The sequence below is a fragment of the Caulobacter sp. FV1ye13L genome (assembly GCF_058681155.1).
This window is the reverse complement of record NZ_CM178732.1, coordinates 2,971,100-2,993,360: the sequence shown is the minus strand read 5'-3', so window position 1 is coordinate 2,993,360 and position 22,261 is coordinate 2,971,100. Positions and strand designations below refer to the sequence as shown.

Here is a 22,261-nt window from a genome sequence, read left to right as displayed (position 1 = left end):
GCTGCAAGGGTCAGCGCCGCAGATCAAATAGCGCAGGCCGTACCGACTCTACAGCGGATAGATCATGTGTCCGCCGTCAAGGATCAGGCTTTGGCCGGTCATGAAGTTGCTTTCTTGCGAAGCCAAGTAGACGGCGACGCCTTCCATATCCTCAAGTTTGCCGATCTTTCCCGAGGCGGCGCGCCTTTTGGCTCCATCCTGGAAACGCTGAGGCGTGTTGAGCGACATTTCGGTTTCGATGAACCCAGGAAGGATCGCATTGGCCTGGATGCCCCGAGCGGCATACTCGATCGCCAAGCTTCGCACGAGACCTTCCACTGAGGCTTTGGTCATCGAATAGCCGGCGCTCATGGGCAAACCTAACTGACTTGCAATCGACGAGGTCACGATAAGCTTGCCCCGCGCCTCCTGTTGCAGCCAGTGCTGGATAGCCAGCTGAAACGTGTTGATCACGCTCATCAGGTTGAGCGCGATCGTCGCCTGCCAGTCGGCGTGGCTCAAGGTGTGAAACGCGCCTCGAACGCCCGATCCGCCGGCATTGGCAAAGCAACTGTCTACGCGCTCAAATTGCTCGAGCGTGCGCGAAAACGCCGCTTGGCATCCTTCAAGGTCGCGAACATCGCACTCAAATGCCTTGGCCACACATCCGATTTCTTGCAGTTGCTCACAGGCCGCCGCGTTCTTCTGCGCATTTCGCCCCCAGATGGCGACATTAGCGCCGGCCTTGGCCAATCCCTTGGCCATTGAAAGACCAAGCCCAGAATTTCCGCCGGTAACGAGCGCGACATGTCCTGTAAGGTCGAAAATCTTGGTGGCCATTACCATTTTTCCATAGTCGATATAGTGCAAGCTAATTTGAATTTCTAACCTTGATCTCTGCGTTCGACTGGAAAATTGTGGCGAGGCGTTTGGCCTCGCCACTCAGTCGAGGAGGATCAGGTCAGAGTCTCAAGCTAAGTTAAGTCCTTGGCGCAGCGTTGCACTGGAAGGACCTGCCAAAGACCGTCAGCGCCGGACGCAAGCTGGTCCGGCGCTCTAGCGGGTCATCTGTCCGCCATGACCTAGAACTTCTTCTGGACAATGAGCCCGTAGGTGCGTGGTTCCAGCATCCGGACATTGCGATAGCGCCCAACCAACGCATCTTCGATGATGATGTTGGTGATGTTGTCTTCGTTGGTGATGTTCTTGACGAAGAACCGCACCCCCATCTGCCGAGGCTCGTTTTCGAACCGAAACTGTAGGTCGACCACGTTCCAGGCCGCGATGCGATCGGTCGGCGCGTTGTATTCACGCGCAAAGTATGAGTCTTGCCAGGTGGCGTCGACGCGGAAAGTCGCGGTCCAATCTTCGGCGAAAGCCGCCGTTTGATATTGCGCGCCGACCTTGACCTTGGCACCCGGCGAGTGCGGCAACCGGTTGCCGCGCAGATTGACCTTTACCGGCGGCGTCGTGGCCGTCAGGCTCTGGGCGGGGTTAGCCGCGTCTTCACTGAGGAAGTTGCCAATCTCGGTGTGAAGGTAGGACAGGTTGGAGTCAAAGAGCCAATGGCTCCCCAACGCGTAGGCAAACTCTCCTTCAAGCCCATAGATCTCGGCGTCGGCGTTTTTGGTCACAACGCCGCCATTGATCCGTTGGCCAAGCTGCAGGCCCGTATAGTCGTAATAGAAGCCGGTGATGTTGGCTTGGACCGCGCCCTTGGCCAAGGTGTTCTTGGCGCCGACCTCGTAGGCGGTGACGGTTTCAGGGCCGTAGGTCGGCGAGGAGTTGCTGTTGTTTAGCCCCCCGCCCTTGTAGCCCGACGAGACCGAGCCGTAGACCAATGTCTTATCGGTGAAAGCAAGTTCAGGCTTCCAATCAATAGCCGCCTTATAGGTGGCGCGGTTTCCCTTGTACTGCGAAAACGTCCAGGGTAGCAGCGGCGAAAGCACAAGCGAACGCGACTCGCCTGATCTGCTTTCATCGGTGTAACGGGCGCCCAGCGTTAGGCGGATATCGTCGGCAAGATCAAAGTAGCTCTCGCCGAATACTGCCCAGGTCTTGCTCTTGCCATTGCGAGACAGGGCGCTCACGTGCCAGGTGTCTTGAGGCCGCCCCAGCGCTTTTTGGAAAGCCTCAATGGCCGGATGCCAGGTTTCAAAACCGCCTGAGCTTTGGCCCTCAAGCCCAAAGACGCCCAAGAGGAAGTTGAAGCGCCCCTCGAAGTCAGAGGCCAGCCGCAACTCGCCGCTTTTGGTGTTGCTCTTGGTCGAGTAGCTGTCGGTAGTCAGCAACTGGTCGGTCGTGACAACGGTGTTCCTGTCCTTTGAATAGGTGATCGGACGCGTAAACCGGAAGGGCAGCGCGGCGTTGTCCCAGTCGGTGTTTTGTTCGGTGCCGCCCTCAGAATAGGCGGCGAGAGCCGAAAACTGGATGGGGCCAAAATCGTGTTCGAAATCGAGCGTGATGGCTGTCTCATCGAGCGTGAACGTCGGGTCCGTGTCCGCAGCGATCTTGCGAAGGTCGGTGGGGTTGGGCGCGCCGGCGTAGATATTCCCGCCCGCTGGGAAGGGCGTGAACGACCGGGCCAGTGTCTGCAGGATGGTGGTGTTGGCATTCGGAGAGTCAAAGCCCAGATCTCGCGGATCACAGCCCAGGACAGGGTGGGCCTTGCAAAGCCGCTTGCCCTCACGCGCACGGGAACTGTCTTCTTCATACCGGCTAAAGACGAGGGTGGCGTTGGTCGCGCTGCTCATCTCGAACGTGACGGTGCCTCTCAGCGCCCACTGATCGCGCCCATCGACATTATTTCCGGTGGTGATGTTCTCGGTGTAACCGTCCCGCGTCAGGCTGTAGCCGGCCAGGCGAACGCCCACCTTGTCGCCCACGGGGATATCGACCGCGCCGCCGATACGGACGTTCGAGAAGTTGCCAAGTTGAAGGCTGGTCTCGGCGGAGAACTCCTTGCCTGGCTTGCGCGTGATCAGATTGATCGCGCCACCGGTCGTGTTGCGTCCATAGAGTGTGCCTTGAGGTCCGCGCAGAACCTCGATACGGCTCATGTCGAAAAACTCGTTCTGCGGCAAATACCCGATAGCCGAGCCGTTGACGAAAGACTGAACGCCCAGGTCGGACGAGCCCAGAGCGTTGGTGCCGATGCCGCGCAGGGTGAAGCGGTCATTACCGGTCAGAACGGCGTTGGGGATCGAATACTGGATGTCGGTCGCATCCTCGATCTGCGCCCGATCCAGGGCCTTCTCCGAGAACGCGCTGACGGCCAGCGCCACGTCCTGAAGAGCCTGTTCGCGCTTTTGGGCCGTGACGACCACCTCTTCGATGACCGGCGCTTCCTGCGCGGCCACCGCTGACGCGGCCGCCAAGGCGCTGGCCATGACCAAGGCGGAGGCTGTGGACAAAATCACGGTCCGGTGATGTCGGATGCTCATACTCTTCCCCAAATGTCGCGGGCCCGTCGGCGCTGTGCGCGCTCCCTTCAAGCCCCTTATTGACGTTTCCAACAATAAGGATTTCAAAGTCGCGCCAATTGGTCAAGCGTAATTGCGCAAACCGTCAAGAGCGGGGCTGCATAGCGCTTCCGAGCGATCGATCCGTGGGATGTTAAGGCAGGTGCCCGAAAGCGGACTCTGCCAACGTCTGCGATGAGTCAGTTGCCCCCTCGCCAGATTGGCTTAGCCGCCGCCCCTCCGCCGTCTGGAAGCGGAGCTTCCGAAGGCCCGAGAAGAGTCAGAAACTATCGCGCTCCCCATCGAGCCAAGTTACGCAATGGGTGGTCGCCTCAAAACGATCGCGGCATCATAGGCTGCGACTGGTCTCCGCAGGTGTCCGATAGAGCAAGGTCTTTCTCGGTCGCTCGCTGGGTTGTCGGGCGTCTTTTGCGGGCTGCCTGAGCAAAAGCGCGCCACGCCGCGCTACCCCAACGCCTGACCTTTGGCCTAGGGCGCAGTTCCGGGCTGGATTTCAGGCGCTGCCAACCACGGCCCGCCCGGCTCCCATTGCGAGGCGAAAATCCTGCCCTCGTTCAGGGCCGCAGTGGGCGCCATGACCAGCGCTTCGATGCGCGCCTGGACATCGGGGAAGGGTTCGGGCGCCAAGGCGATCTGTGTTCGCGCCAGGAACGCTCTCCACTGAACTTGTTTGTCTGCCGCGAAGTCCGCGGTCAGGGCGATGGGAAGGGTTTGGGGCAAGCGCGTCTGCCGGCGCTCGAATGTGGCCTGGATCGCCTGGGCGAGCACGGCGCCGTCGAAAGCGAATGTGCCGGCGATGGCCCAAAGGTCGAAGAAGTCCTTCAGGCGCGTGTTGACCATCCCGAGCGACACCATGGCCTGGTACTTCTCCGCCACCACGGTCTCGGGCGGATAGGCCAGAAGATTGGGCGCAGGGAGATCCAGGAGCGCCGGATAGTCGATCCTCGCGGCTCCGGGCGTTACTGCGTCGCCATAGCCAATATCGACATGAATGGTGAGACGCGCGCCGGCGAGGGTCGCGGTGAAGTCCAACCGAACGCCGGCATATTCGTCGGCCTCCCGCGCGGCGGCGGCGCGCAGGCTTTCCGGATGAAAGGCCACGCCATCGTCCTCGACGGCCACCGCCATGATTTCGCGGAAGACAGCGATCAGCTGGTCTGGCGCATTGTCGCCGTAGCCGAGGAGATCCAGGTCGCCCGTCGCGCGATAGGGTGTCGGCGACCACAGGCTGAACAACATCGCGCCCTTGAGAACGAAGAGTCCGCAGTGGGGCGATTGGCTTAAGCGATAGAGGAGCCGTTCGATCGCGTAGCGGATCATCAGGCGCTGAGCGTCTTCGCGCAGGGCGCGCGCCCTGGCCGTAAGCCTGTCGCGCACCGACGCGCCCATATTGGCCGGCGCGCGGCTCACGACGTCAGCGCTTCGATATAGGGCCGCATCACGGCCTGCACGCGGTCGATCTTGGCATAGCGCCACAGGTCGTCGCGCTGGGCGCGCAGACCTGACGATCCCATGAAGTCTCGCAGGGACTCGATGGCGACGTCCAAGCCGATCTTGTTACGATGCTTGAAGCAGTCGGCCACCGTCTTGGCGGGGGAGGTTATGGGCGTCTCCACTCCGTCGATGATGTGGGTCTCCACGCCCTCTGTCAGGGCCTCTCGGCTCGCGCGCACGACCTTGATCCTGATCGATGAATTGATCGGAGCCCATGCACTGGGCGCCAGCAGCATCCACACCTCGTGCGGCGTCTGGGTCGTCAGGCCGTGAAACTGCAGCGCCGACAGCAGACCGATGACCCCGCGCGGCTGGATGCGCATCGCCTCCGCCAGAGCGCCGGCGCTGGCCGTATCGGCGCCGGCCAGACGATAGAGGCCCCGTCCCACCTGAAGGAGGGCGCCTTCGTCCCGCAGCCTTTGCAGATAGATGCGCGGTACGCCCGCCGCGTCGAAGTCGCGTCCTCTCGCGACGCCCCGTTGCCGGGCGACCTCGAGCGCGCGTTCGCGGTGCGTTGGACCATCCATGGTGATTGTTATAATTCCTATATCTTAGTTTTCAACTCATGAGGTTTTATAACATCGAAAGACAAGACGCTCACCCGAACAGCGCCCAGGTCAGGCGGCCGACATGGCTTTCGTCGCACCCCATGGTTAAGGTCACCAGATGCCTCCACGCCAACGCCCCGCCCCCCGCCTGCTGTCCTCCATGGGCCTGCTCTTTGTCTTGGCCGTGATCGCGGGCCTGGTGGGCTTCGTCGCCATCACGGTGATCAGTAAGCTCACCTAGGCCGCCGAGCGTCCTGGCGCTTTGGAACGCGACGATGATCGGCGTGTTTCGATTGCGTCCGACCACGCCCCCACGGTCAGGATCGCGCGGCCCGCGCTATAGCCGCCCGACTTGCCGGGCCGCCGATTGGCCCGCCTTAGATCTAAGCGCTGCGCGCCATGTCCTGCCTGGCTGGCGCGCCGCCTTCTCGCGCTCCGCTAGCCTGACGCCAACCGCAGGCGAGAACCTCTGCAAGGTGATCTTCCCTCACCGTTTCGAGGCTAACGAGGGTCACACCGCGCCGCCCCCGCGGCCCGGTCTCGGCGCGGAACGCCGGGTCGAGCTTCAGCGCGCGCCGTTGATCGGCGTCTGAGAGCTTGATGACCGCCCAGCCCACCGCCGGCCAGCCCAGCGTGACGAAGGTGCGCTCGGCAATCTGAAAATGGATGGTGTCGAGCACGGGCTTGGCGCGGACGGCGGCCAATTGCAGGACCAGGGCATGAAAGGCGTCGGGCGTCATCGGCTCTCATCCGAGCGGGGCACAGGACCCGGATGGTGACCATGAGTCGCCAGTCGCCCGGAATTCAAATCGGTCACGTCGAACGACGGTCTCCCACCAAGTCCTGAAGGCTGTAAAAGCGTCTGCGCCATGACGGTTTGGACCGCCTGCACGGCCTCTCTGCTTGAGACTCGAGACCAGGAATTCGCACCTTGCCCCCTGAGCAAAACCCTCATCCCGTCGATCGTCATGTTGGCGCCCGCCTGCGCTTGGCGCGCCAAATGCTCAAGGTCAGTCAGCGCGCGGTCGCCGACGCGCTCGGCGTCACCTTCCAGCAGATGCAGAAATGCGAGTTGGGATCCAACCGCATCAGCGCCTCCAAGCTCTATGCGGCCGCCGACGCCCTGGGCCGCCCGATCGGCTGGTTCTTCGAGGGACTTGCGCCTATCGACACGCAGACCGGCGCGCCGCCGGACCACATGCAAAATCTCGCCAGGGCGAACGACTTCCTGGCCTCTCGCGATGGCGCTGAACTGGCTCTGCGGCTCTCACGCATCAAGCCGGCCCATCGCCGCCAGATCCTGGCCCTGGCGCGCGCGCTCGACATCGAAGGCGATGACGAAGCCGCCGATGAAGACGCCCCCTGAGCTCAGCCCCGATCGCGTTTGGGTTTGAAAGCCCGATCAGCCTTCATAAAGAGCTCGACCATCGGCACGATCAACCTGGCTGGCTCGGCGGCCTTTCCGGCCTGCTGGCCCATCTGCTCGGCATAGGCCGTCAGGTTGCGATAGACGGGACCTGGAACTTCAAGGCTGACCTTCACCGGGGTGTCGTCTTCAAGGGTCGAGAGCCTGAGGGTGGCCATGATCATCTCCTCTCCATTACGGGGTCCAGAACAAGGTCGCGGGTGACCATCACTCGAACCGGCGCGCCGGGCCGGATGCTCAGGGTCGGCGCCAGCGACAGCCCCTGCCCGACCGTCTGCTGGCCAACCTGGCTCACCGACTGCGCGCCCGAACGGCGAATGGCCCGGGCCAGATCGCTGTCGCCATCGTCAGCGCCCGTCTCGGCGCCGATGGCCAGGATGGTGCTGAGCACGGCCGCGCCAAAGGTCGTCCGCCAGTGCCGATCGACCCGATCTTGCAGCCCTGAATAACCTTCGGCGTCGCTGGCCGGCAGCTCGTCGAGGACGATGGCGCGGCCGTCGGGCAGGGTCAGGCGCGTCCAGACCAGGGCGACCCGGCTTTGGCCGTAGGCGATGTCGCTGACATAGTCTCCGATCAGCCGCGAGCCCTGCGGGATCAGCACATGCTGGCCCGTCACGCTATCGCGGACCGTTTCGGTGACCTGTGCGATGACCATGCCGGGCAGATCAGAACGAATGCCGGTGACCATCACCGCCGGGATCATCGCCCCGGCCTGCAGCAGATAGGGCGATGCCGGGGCTTGAAGCCGCTCAGCGCTGACCAGGCGCGGATCGCCGGTCCGCTGCACAGCGGACGCCTGCGGCGCAACGGTCTCACTCCCCCTGGACCCAGCCGCTATGGGTCGCGTGGCGCTGGCCAGAAAGAGCCCGCTGGCGCGCACGGCATCGCGCGCCTGAACGCCTGGATCCCGCGCCGCCCGGTCGACAGGGACCGGCGCCATCGCCGTCGGCGTGACCTCGACGCCAGCCCGTTGCGCGCTGACAATCGGTCGGCCCAGATCCCCCGGCAAGGGCGGCCCCAGCAGCGGCAAATCCCTTGACGGGCCGGCATAGTCTTTGGGCAGGGCCGACAGACGCTCAGGGGGCTGGCCACCGGTCGCATAGACCTCCGGCCCCGCCGGCCGTCCCGACCGGGCTGACAGCCCCCAAGCCAGAGCGGCCGCCAGGCCCCCGATCAATACCGCGCCCAGGCCGATCAGCACCTTGCGCGACAGTTGCGTCACCACCGGGGCCGGCGCACGCAGCCGCAGGGCCTTGGCAATCGCCTTCTCGTCCTCGGCGATCGCGCCCGTCATGACCCCGCCCCGCGCATGATGCTGACGATCTTCTGACGCCTGCCCGTTCCCATCCGCAGTTCGGCGGCTTCGAACAGGCGATCGACAATGATGCGCCTGCCGCGCACCCGGTAGTTGACCAGCTCCAGACCCTTGCCGCCGGGGCCGCGCACGAAGAGCGGCGGCAAGGCGTCGTGGGTGATAGCGCGGGGAAATTCGATAAAGACCTGCGCGCCGTCATCGAACACGCGAACCGGCCGCCAGGCGACAGGCCGGCCGCGGATCGTGTAGTCAAAGTTCAGCCTGTCCACGGCATCGGACGCCGCGGGGGCGGGCGGCATAACGGAGGGCCCCGCGCCGGAAGGCGGCGCGCCGCTCAGGGCCACCAGCTGACCGGCGGGGTAGCGCCAGGACACCGACGACAGATAGGCCGCCGCCGTCGCCCGAAGCTCCAGGTGATAGGTTCTACGGTCGGTATTGATGATCAGATTGGTGGCCAGGTCCGGCCGGGTCGGCTTGACCATGACGTGGACCCGTTGCGTGGCGCCGGCGCCGCTGATGGTGTCGCCAATGATCCACCGCGCGGTGTCCCCCGCCGCCACCGCGCCATTGCCAACCAGGCTTTCCCCAGGCTCCAGCACAATGTCGCTGATCCGGCCCGGCGTCGCATAGACCGGGTAGAGCGAGCCCTCGACATAAGGATAGACCTGCGAGGCTCCGGCCTCAGGCGTCACCGGCGCGACACGCGCCGGCCGAGGCAAGCGGTCGGTCCGCGCCGCCGCCGGCCTTTCGGCGGGCGGTTCGGCCCGGGCGGCGCCCGTCGCCATCAGGAGGGCGCCGCATAGCAATAGGGTCTGGCGGAACATCAGCTCATCTCCCTTGACCAGGACAGGGCATGGACGAAAACGCCCAGCGGGTTCTTGCGCAGCGCATCGCTGCTCGTGGGCGGTTGCAGGACGATGGTCAGGATGGCGGTCCAGCGTTCGGTCGCCGCCAGTTGGCCGTCCTCGTAGCGCTGCTCGGTCCAGGCGACCCGAAAGCTGTCTGGCGAGGCGCGGATCACGCTAGAGATCTCGACGGTGACCTGTGTGCGGCCGACCCTGGCGAAAGGGTCGGCGCTACGGGCATAGTCGGACAGGGCCAGGGCGCCGCGCTCGGTCGTGTAGTCATAGGCCGCCAGCCAATTGTCGCGCACCACCACCGGATCGGCGGAGATCGAGCGCACCTGCTGAACGAAGCGTCCCAAATGCCAGGCGATCTGCGGATCGGTCGGCCGATAGCCGGCGGTGGCCGGCGCGCTGGCCACAGCCTGGCCTAGCCGATCAACCTCGACCACCCAGGGCGTGACCGTCCCGCGCGCCGACTGCCAAACCAGGCCACCGGTCAGGGCTGTGCTCAGGCCCAGCAATCCCAGGGCCATCAGCCGCCAATTGGCGGCCTGGACCCGGGCTGAGCCGATCCGCTCATCCCAGACCTGACCCGCGCGCTGGTAGGGCGTTTCAGGGGCCGGGGTTGCGCCATAGCGGGCGCTGCTGCGCTTGAAGGGGTTCATCAGCGATCCTCCGTCAGGGAAACCGTGGTCGAACCGCCCCCATGATCGCCGCCGGCGATGGCGTGGGCCGTGGCCGCCGCGCCGTGCGTCAGGGCTTGCCTGCGCTCCAGGTCCCTGGCCCATGCCGGTGGCGACGAGGCGGTGTCGGATTTCGCATCGGCGCCGGACCCGGACTTGGGCGGCCCTGGCTGTGGCCCCGGTCCCGCGACAAGTCCTGACGCGGCGCCGTCGGCGCCTCCGCCCGGCGGCCTGCTGGGCCCTGCACCGCCCCGGGGCGCGGCAGGTCCAAGCCCGGCGTCGCCGGAGCCGGCGGGGGGCAATCGGCCACCCGCGTTCGCCCCGGCCCCGGCCAGCGCGCCGCCCGCGCCGGCCAAGGCGCCGACGCCGGCGGCGCCGACCATGGCCAGACCGCCGATCGCCAGGCCCGTACCAACCGCCGCGCCGGCGCCCAGTTGCGGGCCGCCGGAGACCAGACCCGTGGCAATGCCAGGACCAAAAATGCCAAGCCCCAGCAGGGTCACCGCGCCCAGCACGATGGCCAGCACCTCCTCCAGCGTCGGCTGTGCTCCGGCATAGTCGCGGACGAATTCGTCGAACAGCGTCGAGCCGATGCCGACAATGACCGCCAGGACCAAGACCTTGATCCCTGAAGCCATGACATTGCCCAGCACCTTCTCGGCCAGGAAGGCCGTGCGGCCAAAAAGCCCGAACGGCACGAGCACGAAGCCCGCCAGGGTCGTGAGCTTGAATTCAATGATCGTGACAAGCAGTTGAACGGCCAGAACAAAGAAGGCCACCATCACCACAAGCCAAGCGACCAGCAGCACGACGATCTGCACGAAATTGTCGAAGAAGCCCGGGAAGCGCGCCAGCTCGCCGGCGTTCTCCAGCAGCGGTCGCCCCGCGTCGATCCCGGCCTGGGCCAGCTTGCCGGGCTGCAGGAAATCGGCCGCCGACATCGCGCCACCCGTCGCTTTCAGACCCAGCCCCGAAAAGCTGGCGAAGACGATGTTGGCCAGGGCCTGAAAGTTGCCGATCAGAAAGGCGAAGAAGCCCACGAACAGCGTCTTCTTCACCAGCCTTGCCAGGATCTCCTCACCCGGAGACCAGGCCCAAAACAGCGCCGCCAGAGTGATGTCCATCGCCACCAGGGTGGTGGCCAGAAAAGCCACCTCGCCGCCCAGCAGACCAAAGCCGCTGTCGATGTAGCGGCTGAAGACCTCCAGGAAGCGATTGACCACGCCGCTGCTGTCGCCGCTCACGAGCCCTGCTCCCCGAAGAAGCGGGCCCGACTCTCATCCCAAGCGGCCCGGCAGCGTGCATCGGCGCGGGCGCTCTCGCCCAGATCGCCGCAGCGCCGCAGCTCGGCCGACAGGGGATTTGACGGGCGGTCACGCTTGGTTGGGGCGGCTTTCCGGCCGTTCGCCATAGAGGCCATGACGACCATAATCCCCGCCAACGCCAGGATGACGCAAAGGGCAATCACCAGCCGTCGAGCATCAGGCCGCCCGGTCATGGCTTGGGCGCGCGCGCGGCGCCGCTCTTGCCCATGAAGGTCTCGAAGCGAACCTTGGCATCCTCATGGGCGGCGGCGCGATCGGCCGCCTCCAGCGCCTGAGCCCGCCCTTGGGCGGCCAGCAGCGCGGCGATCTGCGCCAACTGCGCCGATTGCAGGGACAGCAGCTGATTGCCGGCCTGGGCGGCTTGCAGCGCGCCGGTGGCGTCCTGGCTGGCCGAGACCAGGGCCTGCATCTCGACCCGGCTGGTTTCCAGCCCGCCAACCACGCCGGCCTGGACCTTCAGGGCGTCCTCGAAGGCGCCGACAGACGTCGCCCACCGCCCTTCGGCGCGGGCCACCAGATCCTGCTCGGTCGCGCCCAGTTGCGGCGCGCCATACTGCCCCTTGAAGGCGGTCTCGATGGCGTCAACGTCATAGGCCAGCTTCTGGGCCTGACCCAGGAGGGTCTGGGTGCGCGAGACTTGGGCTTGCAAGCGGGACAGGGACGAGATCGGCAGGCTGGCCAGATTGCGGGCCTGATTGGTCAGCATCGTCGCCTCGTTCTGAAGCGAGGCGATCTGGTGATTGATCTGCTCCAGGCTCCGCGCGGCCTGCAGGACATTTTGCGCGTAGTTCATCGGATCGTTGACGGTGAGCTGCGCCGCCGCCGGCCTGAACAGGGCGCCAAACAACGCCAAGCTCAACATTAGCCTTCGCGTCGATATTACTGTTTTCATGAAACCTTCTCCATTTCCACTATGGCGCCAACCTTCGGCGTCAGAAGTCGCGCGGCCCAGTCGAGACCTCGGCGCTCCAGCCACGCTGCGGCGAAACCCTCAGGACCGGACACGGCCAAGACCTCGGAGATGGCGGCCTGATCGTCCCTGGAGGACGCGGCGGTGATGGCCAGGCCGATAGGGCCCAGACCCAGCTCGAACAGGCGGTTTCCGGCCCGGGTCTGGGCGTAGTAGTCGCGCTTGGGTGTGGCCCGACTGAGGATTTCGATCTGACGATCGTTGAGCCCGAAGCGCCGGTAGATCGCGGCGATCTGGGGCTCAAGGGCGCGCGGGTTGGGCAGCAGGATTCGCGTCGGGCAGCTTTCGATGATCGACGCCGCCAGGGGGCTGGCCTCAATGTCCGACAGCGATTGGGTGGCGAAGACCACGGACGCGTTCTTTTTGCGCAGGGTCTTGAGCCATTCGCGCAACTGGGCGCCGAAGGCCGGGTCATCGAGGGCCAGCCAGCCCTCGTCGATGATGATCAGACTGGGCCGGCCGTCCAACCGCCCCTCAATGCGATGAAAAAGATAGGCCAGCACGGCCGGCGCGGCGGCCGCCCCCAACAAGCCCTCGGTCTCGAAAGCCTGCACATCCGCGACGCCCAGATGCTCGAACTCGCCATCCAGAAGCCGGCCGAACGGCCCGCCCAGGCCATAGGGCCGCAAGGCCTGCTTAAGTGACGCCGATTGCAGCAAGGCCACCAGGCCGGTCACGGTCCGTTCGGCGGCCGGCGAAGTGGCCAAGCTGCCCAAGGCGCTCCAGACCAGAGCCTTGGCGGCTGGATCGAGCGCCACGCCTTCGCGGGCGAAGATCGCCTCGAGCCATCCGGCCGCCCAGGCCCGTTCGCCCGGATCGTCGATCCGCGCCAGCGGCTGCAGTCGGATCGCGCCCTCCGCGACAGGCGCCAAGGCGGCGCCCAGATCGTGGTGGTCGCCGCCCATGGCCAGGGTGGCGGCCCGGATCGAAGCGCCAAAATCGAAGGCGAAGACCTGGGCGCGGTCGTAGCGCCGAAACTGCAGAGCCATCAGCGCCAGCAGCACGCTCTTGCCGGCCCCGGTCGGCCCCACGACCAGGGTATGGCCCACATCACCGACATGCAGCGACAACCGAAACGGCGTCGAGCCTTCGGTGCGGGCCAGCAGGAGCGGCGGCCCCTTGAGATGGTCGTTGCCGGTCGGTCCCGCCCACATCGCCGACAGCGGGATCATATGCGCCAGGTTCAGGGTCGAGATCGGCGGCTGCCGCACATTGGCGTAGGCATTGCCTGGAACGGACCCTAGCCAGGCCTCCGCAGCGTTCAGAGTCTCACGGATGCAGGTGAAGTCGCGGCCCTGAACGACCTTCTCCACCAGCCGGAGCTTCTCCTCGGCGACCGCCGGATCCTCGTCCCAGACCACCACCGTGGCGGTGACGTAGGCGAAGGCGACACCGTCGCCGCCCAGATCCTGCAGCGCCGCATCAGCCTCAGCGGCCTTGTTGGCGGCGTCGCCGTCGAGAAGATTGGCCGGCTCGTTGGTCATCACCTCCTTGATCAGGCCGGCGATCGACTTGCGCTTGGCGAACCACTGGCGGCGGATCTTGCCCAGCACCCCAAGCGCATCGGTCTTGTCCAGGCAAACAGCCCGGGTCGACCAGCGATAGGGAAAAGCCAGGCGATTAAGCTCATCAAGCACCCCCGGCCAGGTCATCGTCGGAAAGCCGTTGACGGTCAGGACCCGCAGATACGCCCCGCCCAGGCGGGGCGCGAGACCCCCGACCAACGGCTCGTCGGCCAACAGGGCGTCCAGGTAGATGGCGGTTTCCGGAACCCGGACCCGGTGACGCCGGGTAGAGATGCACGCATGCAGATAGGCCAGGGTCTCTGGGTCGGACAGCCATTGAGCCTGCGGCATGAACCCGTCGAGCAAGGCGAGTAGCCGATCAGTCTGATCGACGAAGCCCGCCAGGGCCGCGCGCCAATCGACCCCGTGATCGTCCCGCCCCTCATAGAGCAGGCCTTCGATCCGGCTGGCGCGCTCGGCTGGCGGCAACCAGGTCAAGGTCAGAAAGTAGCGGCTTTCGAAATGCGCGCCGGCCTGCAGGAACTCAGCCCGCCGTTCGGCGTCGACCAAGCCGGCCACCGGATCGGCAAACTCGCTGTCGGGATAGGCCTGGGCAGGATCGCGCTGCGCCTCGACGAACACGGCCCATCCCGAGCCGAGGCGGCGCAGGGCGCCGTTGAGGCGCGCCGCCACCGAGACCAGCTCGGCCGGCGTCGCCGAATCCAGATCCGGCCCCCGAAACCCGGCCGTGCGCTGCAGTGCTCCGTCCTTGTTAAGGACGACGCCTGGCGCCACCAGGGCGGCCCAGGGCAGGAAGTCAGCCAGGCTCGAAGGACGGCGTTGATATTCGCGCAGGTTCAGCATGATCGCCTCACACCGAAAGACGCGAAGGAATGCGGACGTGGCGGCGGGCCACATCGACGATCAGCGGATCACGGCGCGCCGCCCAGACCGCCAAGCCATGGCCGACGCCCCAGACCACCAGGCCCACGAGCCAGAGCCGCAAGCCCAGGCCTATGGCGGCGGCCAGGGTGCCGTTGAGCAGCGCCACCGAGCGGGGCGCGCCAGCCAGAAGCATCGGCTCGGTCAGCGCCCGGCGAACCGGAGCCAGAAAGCCGGGGACGGTGGCGGCCTCCTCCATCAGACCAACGCTCCGCCGCCGAACGAGAAGAACGACAGGAAGAACGAGCTGGCCGCGAAGGCGATCGACAGGCCAAAGACGATCTGGATCAGCTTGCGCGCGCCGCCGGAACTGTCGCCGAAGGCCAGGGTGAGGCCGGTGATGATGATGATGATCACCGCGATGATCTTGGCGACCGGCCCTTCGATCGACTCCAGAATCTTTTGCAGCGGGGCTTCCCACGGCATCGACGAGCCTGCCGCCTGAGCCGAGCCAATCGCCAGCAGGACCGTGACGGCCACACCGGTCGCTGCGACCTTCGCCGCCACACGAAGCGGGCGCGGGTTCGACCCGCTAGGGGACAATTGAGATTGAGCCTGTCCGATAGCGGACGGCGGCGGGCGATGGACCATATGACGATCTCCTGTGGGGTTACGGGTCAGGCTGGGGTGAGCTGGTAGGCGCCGTCGGGCGCGAGCCCCTCGACCCAGGCCAATTCGATCAAACGACGTTGGGCGCCGCGACCGGCGAGGACGGCGATCAGGTCGACCGTGTCGGCGATCAGGGCGCGCGGCACGGTGACCGTGGCTTCCTGGATCAGTTGCTCAAGGCGCAGCAGCGCCCCAAGGGCCGAGCCCGCATGCAAGGTCGCCACGCCGCCAGGATGGCCGGTGCCCCAGGCCTTAATCAGATCGAGGGCCTCGCTGCCCCTCACCTCCCCGATCAGGATCCGGTCGGGGCGCAGACGCATGGCCGAGCGGACGAGATCGCGCAGCGAGGCCACAGCCTCCTTGGTGCGCAGAGCGACCTGATTGGGCGCCGTACACTGCAGCTCGCGAGTGTCTTCCAGGATAATGACGCGATCATCGCCGCCCGCGATCTCGCGCAGCAAGGCATTGACCAGGGTCGTCTTGCCGCTGGAGGTCGCACCCGCAATCAGGATGTTGTCGCGGCGCCGCACCGCCTCGGCCAGGATCTGCGCCTGCTCGACGCTCATCACCTCGGCGGCGACATAGTCGTCGAGGCCAAAGATCGCCACGGCCGCCTTGCGGATGGCGAAACATGGGGCGCGAACCAGCGGCGGTAGAAGGCCTTCGAAGCGCTCACCGGTCAGCGGCATTTCCGCCGAGATCCGCGGCCGGCCTCCATGGGCTTCTTCGCCGACATGGTGGGCGACCAGGCGAATGATGCGTTCGGCGTCGGCGGCGGCCATCGACACGCCCGTGGCCGACAGCCCCTCCCCCAATCGGTCCAGCCACAGCTGACCATCCGGATTGAGCATGATCTCAATGACGGCGGGCTCGACAAGCCATTCGGCGATGGCCGCGCCCATGGCCGTGCGCAGCATCCTGGCGCTGCGCTCTGCGGCCTGGTTCTGATCCTGGATCTGGCCCACGACGATCCCCATTGATGATGGGGACGACTAAAGGGGCCGCATTTGCCGGTCCCGCAACAGTCCGATAGGCGGCGTAGGGCTTTGGCGGACGAAAAGAAGTGGTTGACGGACTGCGGTCAGCTCAAAGGCGCCGTGACGGCGTAGAGGGCGTAGAGGGCGTAGAGGGCGTGGAGGGCGTGGAGGGCGTGGAGGGCGTGGAGGGCGTGGAGGGCGGTGAACTCATCGAGTTGACTCCCGCCATCACCGTTTCGACGAAACAATCGACAACGGTCACGATCGATCTGTGGTCAGAAGCCATCTCACCGGACAGCGGCGAGGCGCGGCGCGTGGGGAGTTCTTGAAGGCAACGCTCTCACCCTGCGCCGCAAGACCGATTACCCGTCGCGCGCTGGCGGCTGAAAGGCCACCGCAGACTCATCTCGGCAAGTGGAATGCCCGCAAGGCACTGCAGCCGCCAGATACGGACATTTGGTGTCTCTCCAGACCCGAGACCTTTACGCGCCCCGTCGAGCTGAGGTTGGGCCGGTGCGCCGCATGGCCGATAGCGATTGCACCTGGCGGGCTCGTACTACCGCCGCGACGAGCCTGGCTGAAACAAGCTCAGCACAATCGCCGGCAAGTTGTTAGCGATGGAAAGCGCCTGAACAATCAAGCTCTGCTTGACCTTCGCCGCCTCCAGCCGCGCCGCCTCCTTGGCCAGGTCCGTATCGACAAGCTGACCGAGATTGATCTGGGTCTGGTCGGCGACCTTTGCTTCCATGCGCTTGGCCGACAAGAAAGCGTCAGCCCGGCCCGCGTAGTAGAGTGTCTGAGCGCTGACTCTCGCGTGAGCCGCCTTTACATAGCGCAGCGCCTTTTGGGCGTCGTCGAATGTTCCAATCGACGCCCTTTCCAGGGATAAGCCCGTCAGGCCAACGGTGCGCGTATCCTTCTCGCGAATGGGCGTCAGGTCGCCTGAGATACTGTCGAGCGTGTCGACCTTGGTCACGATCTCAAGCCGACGGGGATCCTTGTCCAGCGCAGGGACACGGTTATCGAACGTGCCGAGCGTGACCACCTGAGCGTGATTGCTGGCGCTGGTTCCGTCCCAGTCCAGGATCTGGATCTCATGGGTTTCGGTTGTCGGCGTTCCGGAAGGGTCATGGACGATCGTCGTGCGGGCGACGATCTGGGCTTGAGTGACAGGGTCGGCCAGGTTGGGGATCGGGAGGCTGAACCGTTGATTGGGCGAACTGTCCGAGCCTAGACTCGCAAGATTTTGCTTGCCAATAACCTGCTCTTGCCAGACCGAGCCGTCATTCCACCGCAGGATGAAATCCGTGGCGGCATCGTAGCTTTCGTCAGCGATGCCACTCTGCGGGCGAAGATAGCCCGATATGCGCGCGCCCGAGGATGCGGCCTCTAGATACGACCAGGACGAATTGGTCATGCTGACGGTCGAGATGGTGACCGCCGAACCAGGCTCGGTGCTCGAGCCGGCCGACAACGTCGCCTTGCCGTCATGCTGCGTGGAAACAGCCGCCCTGACCCGGGCCTGCGAGAAATCCTCGTTCGGCGCGGGGCTCGGGATCGTCAGGCTGTAGTCCAGATCGACTGGCGCCCCGGCCGGGCCATAGGCTTTGGGCGTGGCTAAGGCCGAGGCCTTGCTGACCCAAGTGTTCGAGGAAACGTCGAACACTTCGTACAAAACCGTCGCCTGAGCCCCCAGTGTGTCAATCCCGCGATCGAGATCGTCAAGCCGCAGGGTCCCCGACAGGGTCGAGCCCGGCTCGGTTCCGCCGCTGATCGCCTTCGACGGATCATGGTCGTCAATGATCGTGATTGCGCCATAGCCAAGCGTATGGGCGCTTGAGCTACGCTCAGCGGAGATCCAGTCGCGCTCCGACCATTGGGCCAGCAGGTGCGGCTCGCGGGTGGCCAGCAAGTCGCTGCGCGGGGCGCCATTACCCAGCACATCGTCGACCGGCTCCCCATCCGGCGAAGGATAGCGGCCCACATATTCGGCATAGATCTGCACGCTGGTCGCCGTGGTCGGAATCGGCGGCATGGCGACGGATTCAACAGCGTCGTAGGGCGGAAGACCTGGCCCCACCTGGGTCGACGGCGGAATGGTGTGATTGGCCAAGGGTAACTCGACGGTCGAGCCGCCGTCGAAATAGCGCAGCTTGTAGCTGACCGTGCCTTCGATCTGTTCGTTCTGCTGGCCTTCGCCCGCGAAACCGAAGTGGAGGTTCAAGGCCTCGCCCACCAACGGCTCCTGCCCCGTCCGGGCCGGAGACCCCCACGTAATCGCAGGGGAACCGCCATCCTCAATGACGCCGGGGCCATAGTCGAGAAAGTTGGATCCATTGCTGTCGAGCAAATTCGTGCCGTCGAAACCGGCCGAGCCTACGGCGCGGTCGATTTGTCGCTTCAGCATCTGGAACCGATCGTCGAGCGAGGCGCGCGCGGTGTCAGACAACGATGGATCGGTCGCCGCCAGCGCCAGCGCATTCATCCGATCGACGAGATCGGACACGACCTCGGTCGCCGAGAGCGTAACGTCGAGCAGGCTGCCGGCGTGATCGCGCGCGTTATCCAGAACCCCGTAGTCGCCGAGCGCCGACCGCGCCGCCACAGCCATGCCCCAAAACGCGCCATTGTCCTTGGCGGTGGCGACCTTCAGCCCCGTCGCAATGCGGTTCTCGATCTGGTGCAGTTGCCCATCAGCGCCGCTCAATAACTGCAGAGCACTCAACTGGCTCGCGTTGGTGTTGATCGAGACCATCGTGTGGGGGGCAATGCTTTTCTGGGTGACTGATCGCCGCCTGTGCCGACTGAACCCACGATGCAAAACGAACACCGCAGGTAGAGCTTGTCCATCCAGGCGCCGCCAAGATTGGACGCCGGCGCGAACGCGGCCATTGCCACCCCAATGGTCGCGCTTTCTGAAGCGCCGTGTCACACCCGACGTAAAGCCATGACCCAAGACCGCTCTGCTCAGAAAGCGGCCTTGAATCAAAGGTCACCCGGCTTAGGAACTTGCTTCGTCGCCGGGGTCCAAGACGAGGTCAGAACCGTCCCAGACGCGGAGCACTCAGTTTACCTCAAGGCGCGGGCGGCGGAAAAATATTCACACGCTACTTGAACTGGGGATCGCGCTTCATGCGCATGATGCAATCGCCGATTTCATTTGATTTCTTCTCAAACGCGCCGTGGTCAAGGTCCCGATTTGCCTCGGCGATCTTTCCAGAGTTGTACATCATCATGATATCGTACGCACACTTGTGGAATTCAGAATGAACCTTTTTGAATTCTGCGAACACCGGCACTGACGAAAACTTGCTGCCACCCTCGCCGTATATCCATTTTCCCACCTCGCAGACATCGTCACGCCGGATGGTCGTTGGCTCGATATTTTCCTCTCCCTTGATAGCTTTTCTGAGCCTGCTCTTAACGGCAGAATGGGTCATAAACGCTTTGTCGAGAAACTCAGACATAGAATACCCCTGTATATTTTGGTTGAGATTCAGGATTGGAATTAAACGCGGTCAAGACCGTCGTTTAACTTTGTGCGCCGCTCTCGAGATCTTCGACCCGGTCGCTGAGGGCCTTGATCAATTCGCGAACACGCTGTTCGGAAAAGCGCCGAGTGATGTGTTGGGGGCAGTTCCAGTCAAAGCCCTCAATCTTTACCGTCCAGTAGCGCTCAACCCGGCGCCGAACATCGTCGGTGACATCGACATAGCCGTCAGGGCGCTCCTGGCTGACCGAGGCCAGCCCGAGGATTTTCAAACGGGCCTTGCGCTCGTAATCCATCAGAAACAGGCAGGCCTTAGGGCCCGCGCCGACATTGCCAAGACTGATATATTGTCTGTTGCCGCGATAATCCGGAAACACGAGGGTTTGCGCGTCCACAGGCTGGAGGAACCCCGGGGGTCCGCCCCTGTGCTGAATATAGGGCCAGCTCGTCTCACCCACCGTGGCCATGTAGAAGCTGTCGCGCTCGAGGATGAAACCGACTTCGTTGCTGTCGAGCGCGTTATTGAAAGCCGGCCCGGCGTCAAACCCTTCATAGGCCTGGCGACTTCCCTGGGCTTCCTGCGCGGCGACCACCGACGGCGTGAAAGCCAGCTCCATAAACCTATGCCCCACTTGCCACCCTCCCCATCGCCAAGATCTCGCTCAACCTAGAGACCAAGATCGGACAGGCTGGGGTAATCGTCCGGACGACGCCCCTGCGGCCACCGAAACAGCCGATCCTGCTCAAGGATTTTCAGATCATTGATGCTGGCGACGCGGTGACGCATGAGGCCACCGTCATCGAATTCCCAGTTTTCGTTTCCATACGAACGCCACCACTGTCCTGACCCGTCCAGCCATTCGTAGGCAAAGCGGACGGCGATGCGGTTTTCCGTAAACGCCCAAAGCTCCTTGATCAGACGATACTCGAGCTCGCCCTGCCACTTGCCGGTCAGGAAAGCCACGATCGCTTCGCGGCCGCTGAGGAATTCAGAGCGGTTACGCCAGACACTATCTTCGGTGTAGGCCATGGAGACCGCGCTCGGGTCGCGCGAATTCCATCCATCCTCCGCCAATCTCACCTTCCTGGCGGCGGTGTCGCGATCAAAAGGCGGGAGCGGAGGGCGGGCCATGGACGTCAACCTTTTGCGGAACGAGAACCAGCCGCCCCGACAGTGACGACCGGGAGACCCAGCCGACGCCATCGTCAGCGAAACTTCCGCCGGCGATCAGGCGGCCAAAACCGTGTCTGGATAATACATCTTGTCAGCAACAATCAGTTTCAGTCAGTGAAACGGTGAGGATGTCGTCCTGTATTGGCTCGCCCGCTGGTCGGCCGGACACTGAACGCTTGAGCAGTACCCGCGCAAAGGTCTGACAGACGGCTCGCGCGCCACGCGCTTATGCGCGGCTCCTCGGTCTAGTCGGCGCCCTCACCGCTTAGATCCGTGGTGGGCGTGAAACAATCAATTGCACGCGACGAGGCTTATTCACCGGGGGCCGGTCCCATACCTTGGCGTCGGGATACGGAGACCCGTCTCCAGCCCCCTCGCGTTTCCTGGATCCGGCGCAACTCGCCGACCGACACAATTGGAGAACACCATGTCTTTTAAAGCCACGCGCGCCATCATCGGCGCGGTCAGCCTGATGATCACCGCCCCCTTGCTCGTGACGCATGCTCACGCCATCGTCCCCACCTCGGCGGCGGCGGTGAACACCGACGAGGCCAATCTGGCGCTGCGCGGTTATGATCCCGTCGCCTACTTCAGCGCCGGCAAGCCGAGCATGGGCGACGCCCGCTTCTCGACGAAGTTCAACGGCGCCACCTATCACTTCGCTTCGGCCGCGAACCTGAAGATGTTCAAGGCCACTCCGGCCGCTTACGCGCCGCAGTACGGCGGCTTCTGCGCCATGGGCGTTGCACTCGAGAAGAAGCTGGATGGCGATCCGATGGTCTGGAAGATCGTCGACAAGAAGCTCTATCTGAACGTCAATGAAGACGTCGCCGTTGCCTGGAACCGCGACATTCCCGGCAACCTGGTGAAGGCCGAAGAGAACTGGCCGGAGATCAAGAACAAGACGCCGGAAAGCCTGTAATAGGCTTCGGCGAGATCTTGCCGGACACGCTGCGGCTATCCATCCCCACCCGCCCGGAAGCCCAGTAGGGGAGCTTTTCCACCCCTGCTCCCCCATCGTGTCCCGGCAGGCGCCCGGCGCCCCTCCCCCCGCTCGCTTGCGAGCGCCCCTGGGAGGGGCGCCGGGTTTGCTTTTTCGGCATATTCAGTGAACAGATCCCATGAAACGCTTTTGCCTCTCCCCGAGCCTCGGAGCCCAGCTGGCGCTGGCCTTGCTGGCCCGGTGCGTGTGTCCGCAGACCAGAGCGAAGGCCGAGCAAGAGGCCCGCTCAGCAGGATTGACGGGCGCGGAGATCGACGCGGCCTGGGCTGGTCGAAGCTTTGACGTCAAGGCCTCTGCGGCGATCACTTTCGCTCTGGCGGTCCGCTCGTTCAGCGAGATCGCGATCGCGGCCAGCAGGAGCCGCGCCCTGCGGATGGGGTTGTCGCCCCAGGAGCTCGAGCTTGTGGAGGCTCGCGCCCTTGAACTGACCATGCTTGAGATTACCGCCGGCTCGCGTCCGGATTTCTCGGCCCCGTCGAAGGCCGTGCACTAGG

General features: G+C 64.6%; 24 protein-coding genes. 4 read left to right on the top strand and 20 right to left on the bottom strand.

What is annotated here, in order from left to right; translation table 11 throughout:
* Nucleotides 1-48 precede the first annotated feature (48 nt).
* The 4 genes from ACW176_RS14530 to ACW176_RS14515 all read right to left on the bottom strand — a co-directional run bounded on the left by ACW176_RS14530 (nucleotide 49) and on the right by ACW176_RS14515 (nucleotide 5,482).
* Nucleotides 49-819 (bottom strand): SDR family NAD(P)-dependent oxidoreductase, encoded by a 771-nt coding sequence (locus tag ACW176_RS14530; protein WP_492109637.1) that lies wholly within the window; start codon nucleotides 817-819, stop codon nucleotides 49-51.
* A 242-nt stretch (nucleotides 820-1,061) separates the two neighbouring features.
* A complete protein-coding gene (locus ACW176_RS14525) occupies nucleotides 1,062-3,422 on the bottom strand; it encodes a TonB-dependent receptor (RefSeq protein ID WP_492109636.1) in 2,361 nt (786 codons plus the stop codon).
* Nucleotides 3,423-3,929: 507 nt separating this feature from the next.
* Complete coding sequence (locus tag ACW176_RS14520; RefSeq protein WP_492109635.1) at nucleotides 3,930-4,781, bottom strand: nucleotidyl transferase AbiEii/AbiGii toxin family protein; 852 nt, start codon at nucleotides 4,779-4,781, stop codon at nucleotides 3,930-3,932.
* A gap of 86 nt (nucleotides 4,782-4,867) precedes the next feature.
* On the bottom strand, nucleotides 4,868-5,482 hold the full coding sequence (locus ACW176_RS14515; protein WP_492109634.1) for a type IV toxin-antitoxin system AbiEi family antitoxin domain-containing protein: 615 nt from the start codon (nucleotides 5,480-5,482) through the stop codon (nucleotides 4,868-4,870).
* A 139-nt stretch (nucleotides 5,483-5,621) separates the two neighbouring features.
* Between ACW176_RS14515 and ACW176_RS14510 the strand changes: the two genes are divergently transcribed.
* Entirely contained in the window at nucleotides 5,622-5,744 is a 123-nt protein-coding gene (locus tag ACW176_RS14510; RefSeq protein WP_492109633.1) for a hypothetical protein, read from the top strand.
* Between the two features lie 142 nt (nucleotides 5,745-5,886).
* Here ACW176_RS14510 and ACW176_RS14505 read toward each other — a convergent pair whose 3' ends face one another.
* Nucleotides 5,887-6,243 (bottom strand): hypothetical protein, encoded by a 357-nt coding sequence (locus tag ACW176_RS14505; protein WP_492109632.1) that lies wholly within the window; start codon nucleotides 6,241-6,243, stop codon nucleotides 5,887-5,889.
* A 191-nt stretch (nucleotides 6,244-6,434) separates the two neighbouring features.
* Here ACW176_RS14505 and ACW176_RS14500 point away from each other — a divergent pair, with 191 nt between their 5' ends.
* Nucleotides 6,435-6,869, top strand: coding sequence for a helix-turn-helix domain-containing protein (locus ACW176_RS14500; RefSeq protein ID WP_492109631.1), 435 nt, complete (start codon nucleotides 6,435-6,437; stop codon nucleotides 6,867-6,869).
* Between the two features lie 2 nt (nucleotides 6,870-6,871).
* Here ACW176_RS14500 and ACW176_RS14495 read toward each other — a convergent pair whose 3' ends face one another.
* The 15 genes from ACW176_RS14495 to ACW176_RS14425 form a co-directional block, all read right to left on the bottom strand.
* Entirely contained in the window at nucleotides 6,872-7,087 is a 216-nt protein-coding gene (locus ACW176_RS14495; RefSeq protein WP_492109630.1) for a DUF2274 domain-containing protein, read from the bottom strand.
* 2 nt (nucleotides 7,088-7,089) lie between these two features.
* Nucleotides 7,090-8,223 carry a TraB/TrbI/VirB10 family type IV secretion system protein gene (locus tag ACW176_RS14490; RefSeq protein ID WP_492109629.1) on the bottom strand — a complete coding sequence of 378 codons (1,134 nt, stop codon included), beginning with the start codon at nucleotides 8,221-8,223 and terminating at the stop codon, nucleotides 7,090-7,092.
* A complete protein-coding gene (gene trbG / locus ACW176_RS14485; protein WP_492109628.1) occupies nucleotides 8,220-9,068 on the bottom strand; it encodes a P-type conjugative transfer protein TrbG in 849 nt (282 codons plus the stop codon). The genes ACW176_RS14490 and trbG overlap by 4 nt, the downstream gene beginning before the upstream one ends.
* Entirely contained in the window at nucleotides 9,068-9,754 is a 687-nt protein-coding gene (gene trbF / locus ACW176_RS14480) for a conjugal transfer protein TrbF (protein WP_492109627.1), read from the bottom strand. Before trbF ends, trbG begins: the two co-directional genes overlap by 1 nt.
* Nucleotides 9,754-11,016, bottom strand: coding sequence for a P-type conjugative transfer protein TrbL (gene trbL, locus ACW176_RS14475; protein ID WP_492109626.1), 1,263 nt, complete (start codon nucleotides 11,014-11,016; stop codon nucleotides 9,754-9,756). The genes trbF and trbL overlap by 1 nt, the downstream gene beginning before the upstream one ends.
* Entirely contained in the window at nucleotides 11,013-11,270 is a 258-nt protein-coding gene (trbK-alt, locus tag ACW176_RS14470) for a putative entry exclusion protein TrbK-alt (protein ID WP_492109625.1), read from the bottom strand. Before trbK-alt ends, trbL begins: the two co-directional genes overlap by 4 nt.
* Nucleotides 11,267-11,989: a P-type conjugative transfer protein TrbJ gene (trbJ, locus tag ACW176_RS14465; protein ID WP_492109624.1), complete on the bottom strand. Its 723-nt coding sequence runs from the start codon at nucleotides 11,987-11,989 to the stop codon at nucleotides 11,267-11,269. The genes trbK-alt and trbJ overlap by 4 nt, the downstream gene beginning before the upstream one ends.
* Nucleotides 11,986-14,436, bottom strand: a complete 2,451-nt coding sequence (trbE, locus tag ACW176_RS14460) for a conjugal transfer protein TrbE (protein ID WP_492109623.1) — start codon at nucleotides 14,434-14,436, stop codon at nucleotides 11,986-11,988. Before trbE ends, trbJ begins: the two co-directional genes overlap by 4 nt.
* 7 nt (nucleotides 14,437-14,443) lie before the next feature.
* Nucleotides 14,444-14,713, bottom strand: coding sequence for a VirB3 family type IV secretion system protein (locus tag ACW176_RS14455; protein ID WP_492109622.1), 270 nt, complete (start codon nucleotides 14,711-14,713; stop codon nucleotides 14,444-14,446).
* Nucleotides 14,713-15,105: a TrbC/VirB2 family type IV secretion system protein gene (locus ACW176_RS14450; protein ID WP_492109621.1), complete on the bottom strand. Its 393-nt coding sequence runs from the start codon at nucleotides 15,103-15,105 to the stop codon at nucleotides 14,713-14,715. Before ACW176_RS14450 ends, ACW176_RS14455 begins: the two co-directional genes overlap by 1 nt.
* Before the next feature lie 26 nt (nucleotides 15,106-15,131).
* On the bottom strand, nucleotides 15,132-16,040 hold the full coding sequence (gene trbB, locus ACW176_RS14445; RefSeq protein ID WP_492111937.1) for a P-type conjugative transfer ATPase TrbB: 909 nt from the start codon (nucleotides 16,038-16,040) through the stop codon (nucleotides 15,132-15,134).
* 616 nt (nucleotides 16,041-16,656) lie between these two features.
* Complete coding sequence (locus tag ACW176_RS14440; RefSeq protein WP_492109620.1) at nucleotides 16,657-18,855, bottom strand: flagellin N-terminal helical domain-containing protein; 2,199 nt, start codon at nucleotides 18,853-18,855, stop codon at nucleotides 16,657-16,659.
* A gap of 352 nt (nucleotides 18,856-19,207) precedes the next feature.
* Nucleotides 19,208-19,567 carry a CZB domain-containing protein gene (locus tag ACW176_RS14435; protein ID WP_492109619.1) on the bottom strand — a complete coding sequence of 120 codons (360 nt, stop codon included), beginning with the start codon at nucleotides 19,565-19,567 and terminating at the stop codon, nucleotides 19,208-19,210.
* 64 nt (nucleotides 19,568-19,631) lie between these two features.
* Nucleotides 19,632-20,207, bottom strand: a complete 576-nt coding sequence (locus ACW176_RS14430; protein WP_419320571.1) for a pyridoxamine 5'-phosphate oxidase family protein — start codon at nucleotides 20,205-20,207, stop codon at nucleotides 19,632-19,634.
* A gap of 50 nt (nucleotides 20,208-20,257) precedes the next feature.
* A complete protein-coding gene (locus ACW176_RS14425) occupies nucleotides 20,258-20,722 on the bottom strand; it encodes a nuclear transport factor 2 family protein (protein ID WP_419320570.1) in 465 nt (154 codons plus the stop codon).
* Nucleotides 20,723-21,191: 469 nt separating this feature from the next.
* On the opposite strand from ACW176_RS14425, the gene ACW176_RS14420 reads away from it, so the two are divergent.
* Both ACW176_RS14420 and ACW176_RS14415 read left to right on the top strand, forming a co-directional pair.
* Entirely contained in the window at nucleotides 21,192-21,686 is a 495-nt protein-coding gene (locus tag ACW176_RS14420) for a YHS domain-containing (seleno)protein (protein WP_492109618.1), read from the top strand.
* A gap of 199 nt (nucleotides 21,687-21,885) precedes the next feature.
* Nucleotides 21,886-22,260 (top strand): hypothetical protein, encoded by a 375-nt coding sequence (locus ACW176_RS14415; protein WP_419320566.1) that lies wholly within the window; start codon nucleotides 21,886-21,888, stop codon nucleotides 22,258-22,260.
* The last annotated feature ends 1 nt before the right edge of the window (nucleotide 22,261 follow it).